The sequence below is a fragment of the Aeromonas sp. R1-1 genome (assembly GCF_040908495.1).
Lineage (GTDB): Bacteria > Pseudomonadota > Gammaproteobacteria > Enterobacterales > Aeromonadaceae > Aeromonas > Aeromonas veronii.
On the sequence record NZ_JBFODV010000220.1, the window covers coordinates 1 to 5,927 of the forward strand.

General features: G+C 55.4%; 3 protein-coding genes and 1 pseudogene. 2 read left to right on the forward strand and 2 right to left on the reverse strand.

Features of this window, described 5'->3' with window-relative positions:
- The coding region (locus tag AB5Y92_RS14740; protein WP_368227039.1) for a glycosyltransferase family 4 protein at positions 1–573 on the forward strand (573 nt) is incomplete at its 5' end.
- A gap of 44 nt (positions 574–617) precedes the next feature.
- Here AB5Y92_RS14740 and AB5Y92_RS14745 read toward each other — a convergent pair.
- The gene (locus tag AB5Y92_RS14745) at positions 618–1,691 is read right to left on the reverse strand and encodes a diguanylate cyclase (RefSeq protein WP_368227041.1); all 1,074 of its coding nucleotides are present in this window, start codon (positions 1,689–1,691) and stop codon (positions 618–620) included.
- 275 nt (positions 1,692–1,966) lie between these two features.
- Positions 1,967–4,879 (reverse strand): HD domain-containing phosphohydrolase, encoded by a 2,913-nt coding sequence (locus AB5Y92_RS14750; protein ID WP_368227040.1) that lies wholly within the window; start codon positions 4,877–4,879, stop codon positions 1,967–1,969.
- A gap of 214 nt (positions 4,880–5,093) precedes the next feature.
- On the opposite strand from AB5Y92_RS14750, the pseudogene AB5Y92_RS14755 reads away from it, so the two are divergent.
- Positions 5,094–5,927: pseudogene (locus AB5Y92_RS14755) on the forward strand (IS5 family transposase); the annotation flags it as partial.

The following is a 5,927-nucleotide window of genomic DNA, read 5'->3' on the forward strand; positions in this document are numbered from 1 at the left end:
GCGACTCTGGGGGGGCCTCGTATTTTGTGGGCGGCCTCGTTGCTGCGCTGGAAGGGGCTGGAGACCATGCTGGCCGCCCATCAACTGATCCCTGACGCTCGCCCCGAGCTGATGGTGTGCTATCTGCAGCCCAAGGGCACGCTGCAACCCTGCAGCCAGCCTCAGCCACAGCTGCCAGATACACACTGGTATGCCAACCCCGCCAATCTTGACGAGATCCGAGCTCAATGCGGTATTTTTGTCTCCACCAGTCATCAGGAACCGTTTGGCCTCTCCATTCTGGAGGCTATGGCGGCGGGATTATGCGTAGTGATCCCGGCCGATGGCGCCTGGTGGGACCGACACCTCACCGATGACGTGAATTGCCGCAAATATCAGCCAAACGATCCCGGCGATCTGGCGCGGGTGCTGGCCAGCCTCAATGCGATGCCCGACGTGGTCAAGCGACTTGGCCATCATGCCCGTCTGCATGCCATGGTCCATTACAACGCGGCAGATACCTATCAAAGCACACTGGATCAGTGGGAAAGTATGTTGCGATGGGATGCGTTGAGCCTTGCCGTGCATGGTTAGCGCGCAGTGGTTCCCCGTGGGGAGGATGGTCACGCATGAGGGACTTATGGGCAGACTGGTTGCGGGAGGCAGGGTGACTCCGCCACTCTGATGCAGTTACGGCCGGATGATTTGGCGGTATAGAGCGCAGCATCAGCCAGTTTTACCAGTTCAGATGGCTGCCAGTGACTCGATGGTCTGAGGCAGGCAACACCCATGCTAACGGTCACCAGACCGGTGGCATTTTGTGCGTGTGGCTGCGCGAGTGCAAAAATCAGCCGCTGGATATGTTGGGCAATTTCATAGGCGGATTGACGCTCGACATGTGGCAACAGGATGACAAATTCCTCTCCGCCGTAGCGGGCCACCAACTCCCCCGAGCGGCGCCCGGATTGCGCCAGGGTATGGGCCAGCAATCGGAGGCACTCGTCACCGGCAACGTGGCCATAGAGGTCGTTGAACTGCTTGAAATGATCGATGTCGAGCATGATGAGCGCAATCGGCATCTCTGTCTGAATACAGTGCTCCCAGGCCTGGTTCAATGAGTTGTCGAACAGACGACGGTTGCCGATATTGGTTAGCCCGTCGGTATTGCTGAGCGCTTCCAGTTTCCGGTTCGCTTCCGCCAGCTCCTTGGTTCTGAGCTCGATAATGAACTCCAGCTCATGTTGGCGCTCCTCCAGACTGGTCATCGGGTAAATTTCGCTTTCCCGAGCCGCACTGTAAGGGATGGAGATACTGCTGTGAGCAATTTTCCACGCCATGGCTTCGTGTCGAAAAATCAGCACCAGTCTGGCGGTTCTGCGGGAGAGGATAGGTTCTGATTTCGGTAGATGGATATGGAAGAAGGCGGTGACAGCCACCACATCGGCGGCCAGATCTTGCAGGGTTACATCGAGTATTTCCAGGCGGATCCTGCCCGGGATCTGGGCAAAATCGCGGCGGGTTATCCGGATCCACTCATCCCTATCGGTAACCAGAACATCACTGCTGCCGGCAAAACCGCTGAAATTGTCGCTAAACCGCGTGGTGAGCCGATCATCCCGTGATGAATACAGCTCGATGTACTCATCAAACAGTGAGCGGATCAACTGTTCCCGTTCAGTGGTCATTGCGCTGGGCCCATGTGAAGTGGTCACGTTTTTCAAACGTTCGATTGAACTATAGTCAATTATGTCATTTTAATTGGCTATCTATCTTGATTTTTCTCGTTTTTTTGTTCAATTCCCGCTCTTGGCAAGTGTCCGTAGGGTCAGTCAGAACAAGGTGCCATGGAGAGGATTAGCATGGCTGTCCGGTGCATATCCTCCCCATCTCTATTACGCATCGGGGTGACCACCGGTGACAAGACGGCGGGTCTGCATGCAGATCCCCAGATTGCAGGCATCAGGTAACCCAGAGTGCCTCGCGGCGATCAATGGCTGGCGAGATAGGGGCTGATATCCACCTCGTCAATGAGCTCCGGGCTCATGTAACGCTTGGCATAGCGCAGGTAGACGCCAGAGCGGAGAAAGAGCGCAAACAGCTCGGGGTCGATATGGTGATCCTGTTGCATGAATCCCATGATGCGGATGGCCTCCGAAAGAGATTTGGCTTTCTTGTAGGGGCGATCGCCGGCGGTCAGCGCCTCGAAGATATCGGCGATGGCCATCATCCGGGCAGGGATGCTCATCTCGTCCCGTTTCAGCCGCTTGGGATAACCAGTGCCATCCATCTTCTCATGGTGTCCCCCTGCGATTTCCGGCACCTGTTTCAGGTTGGCGGGGAAGGGGAGTTTTTCGAGCATGATGATGGTCTGGATCATGTGCTCGTTGATCTTGTAGCGCTCCTCATCTGTGAGGGTGCCCCGGCGGATGGCGAGGTTGTAGAGCTCGCCGCGGTTATAGAGGTATTCAGGGGTGTTGACCTGAAATCCCCAAGGGTTGTCAGGGGCAAGGCGGTCGCGGTTGCTGCGGGTGAAGAGGTGATCCGGGCGATCGGCCAACAAGGGTTCGGTGACCGGCAGCGGTGACTCCGCGGCCCGCTGTTTGCGCGCCAGTTCATCCTGAGAGATCCCAATCCGATCGGAGAGCGTGCGTTGCCAGGTGCGGCCCGTGATCTGCTGCAGTCTTGCAATATCCTCTGTGGCCATAAATTCGCCCCCTTCGTTGCAACGGGCGATAAAGGCAAACTCCTCATCCAGCTGTTGCCACTGCTGTTGCAGCGTGGCCTGTAACGTGGCCTCATCACCCCCATGGAGACGTGCCTGCCAGTAGGCAATCTCGGCATCCCGTTTCAGCACTTCAAAGCGCATCCTGACCTCGTGAATGCGATCGCACAGGGTTTCCAGCTTGGTGGCCTTGTCGACCACAAACTCCGGAGTGGTGACTTTGCCGCAATCGTGCAGCCAAGCCGCGATATGTATTGCTTCCCACTGTTTTTCATCGAGCGAAAAGTGTTGGAAGGGGCCCTCCTTGGCCTCACATGCCGCTTCTGCCAGCATCTTGGTCAGTTCGGGGACTCGCTGACAGTGGCCACCGGTATAGGGGCTCTTGGCATCGATGGCCCCTGCGATGAGCTGGATAAAGGCCTCCAGCAGATTGCGCTGCTCCTCCAGCAGCCGCTGGGTGGTGAGTGCCACGGCGGCGGTGGAAGAGAGCGCGTTGACAAATGCCATCCGCTGCGGGGTCAGTGACTTCTTCCGTTCATCGATCAGAAACACCAGGGTGCCGAGCAGTTGGCCATCACGGTTTTTCAGGGCAATCGGCCAGAAGGTCAGCGGCGTGTCGCTCTCCTCAATGTAGGGAAACAGGATCTGCAATTCGCTGGTGACCAACGCAATGGGTTCCAGTTCTACTCCTTGCAAGCTCTGGAACAGTGGATGTTTTGGCTGATTGAGCGTTCCGATACTGTGGATCGGCGTTTGCTCCTGCACCTCGCCATTCCAGCATAACCCTGCCAGATCCAGCGTCTTGTTGCCGCTATCGGAGAGGTAGAGCATGCAGCCTGTTGCACCGGTCAGTTGCTGCATTTCGGTGAGCAGCCGCACCAGCAAGCGGGGGAAACTGGTCTCGCTGGAGAGGGAGGTGGAAAGCTGCAAAAAGCGCTGGATGGTCGATTTCATGTCGCCCATGGCCTGGGAGAGATCGATGATTTCAGCAATATAGGAGTTGACCCTGACCGGGTCGTTGAAGTCGAAGTGGGCGATTTTTCCTGCTTCTTGAGTCAGGTCATCAAGGGGCCTGGCGGCGGTTCTGGCCAGCTTGATGGCCGCGAACAGGGCAAAGATCAGGAATATGCCCGACAGAAGGAAGGTCTGATTGCGAATGGTGAAGGCGGTGGCCAGCAACTCATCGACAGGTGCTGCAATCCAGAGGGTTAATTTTGACCCATCGGCTTCCGGTAAAGTGATACGCATTCCTTGCCAATCATTGCCCTCTGATTTAAAGGAAAGACTATCTGCCTTCTGATTCTGACTGGCATTCATCAAGTGTTGGATCATAGGCAGGTCGGCTTCGGTCACTCTTGCAAGTCGATAAGCGCCATGTTCATGAATCACCATCCCACCTTTATGACTTGTCATTAGCTCGCCCTGCTCATTGACGATGGCTAGACGCATATTGGGGGTTATCTTGGCGGATTTGAGCAGGCGCTCGATAGCTCGGAGGTTCAGGCTCATCCCTATGACGCCAGCCCCATTTTGCATTGGTTCGGCAAAACTCAGGTACATCTCCTGAGTATCGTGCGAGATATAGAGAGGGGATTGCACCAGCTGTCCACTCTGCTTGGCCTGAATAAACCATGGATGCTCTATTGGATCAAAAAATTGTCCTGATTCCTCTTGCCGTTCAATGATGGTGAGATTATCGGCCAGCGCGAAGGTCTCCGTAAGAGTGGTTGCCTCTTGATGCCGGATGCTCTTCACGATCCAGCGGGTATTGGCGGGCGGCGTTAGGTGTTGTACCTCTGTGTCGGCAGGCCAGCGCATGAGCCAGAATAGATCGCCGTTGTTGTAACCGGCATACACCGCGTTGGCAGAAGGTTGTCCTTTGAGCAGGGTTGCCATGTAGGGAAGGCTGGCCATTCGCCCTGACAGGGTCTTGGCTTCGGTCAGGCGCTGTTGGGCGAGCAGATTGACGCTTAAAGCTGAGGTGCTGAACAGCCCTTCTAAAGCCTGAGTGGAGATTTGGCCAATCAGGCTGAATCTCTCTTCCGCCTCTTTCATCAGCATGGTTTTGGTTTGCCGATATTGGTGACCAAGAGTGATCAAGGCAAACACCAGCAATAAACCCAGAAACAGATGGGCAATATGAACATACAAGGGGATAACGCGGCGAATGAGATTCATGTTATCTCCTTAAATGGATGGGTTTGTTGAGTGGGGTATAAATGAGATAGCCCAACAGGATAATAGGTAGCTTCATGGTGTTCGCCCTTGCTGCTTGCATTAAAGAGACCCCGTTGCGTAAACCACGGCGTTGTTGCCTAAATCGATGCAGTTTGAAGGGAACTTACTGAGGACTCGGTGATCTGATCACCACCATCCTCTTCAAATCTGCATCATGGGCTCATCGCTTCACCCCATCACCAACTGGCCTCAATACAGATTAACCGTGGTTCCCTCAGATGCTGGCGCCATGGATAACTGGTTCCACCACGACCATCATGGGCTCCGGGGCCGCAGTCAGCTCTACACCGACCAGACCATCCGTACCTTCCTGATGCTCGAGGGGATTTTTAACCTCACTCTGCGGGCCACTCAGGGACTACTCGACTCCCTGTTCGAGTTGATGAATGTACCGTTGTGTGCACCGGACTATATCTGCATCAGCAAGCGAGCACGCTCGGTGACGGTGACTTATCGACAGCCCCCAAAGGAATGCATTACCGACTTGGTTATCGACTCAACCGGGCTGAAGGTGTTTGGTGAAGGCGAGTGGAAGGTCAGAAAACACGGCTCGGAGAAGCGGCGAGTCTGGCGCAAGTTGCATCTGGCGGTAGACCCGGTGACCCACAATATCGTGGCGGCGGAAGTCTCACTGGAAAATGTCCATGATGCCGAGGTATTGCCCACCTTGCTCAACCCTCTGCGGCGTAAGCTGGGACATGTTTATGCGGATGGCGCCTATGACAGCAAAGCCAGCCATCAGCTTATCTTGCGCAAAGGGGCGACAGCCTGTATCCCGCCTCGCAAAAGCGCGGGGTTATGGAAAAAAGGACGCGGTGCTGGTGATGCGCAAGGAAGGACTGGCGCACTGGAAGAAGATATCGGGGTATCACCGTCGCTAACTGGCAGAGACAGCGATGTATCGGCTCAAGCAATTGCTGGCGGGGAAAATCAGTCTGCGTAACTACAACGGCCAAGTGGGAGAAGTCATGGCGTATGTTAGCGCCAT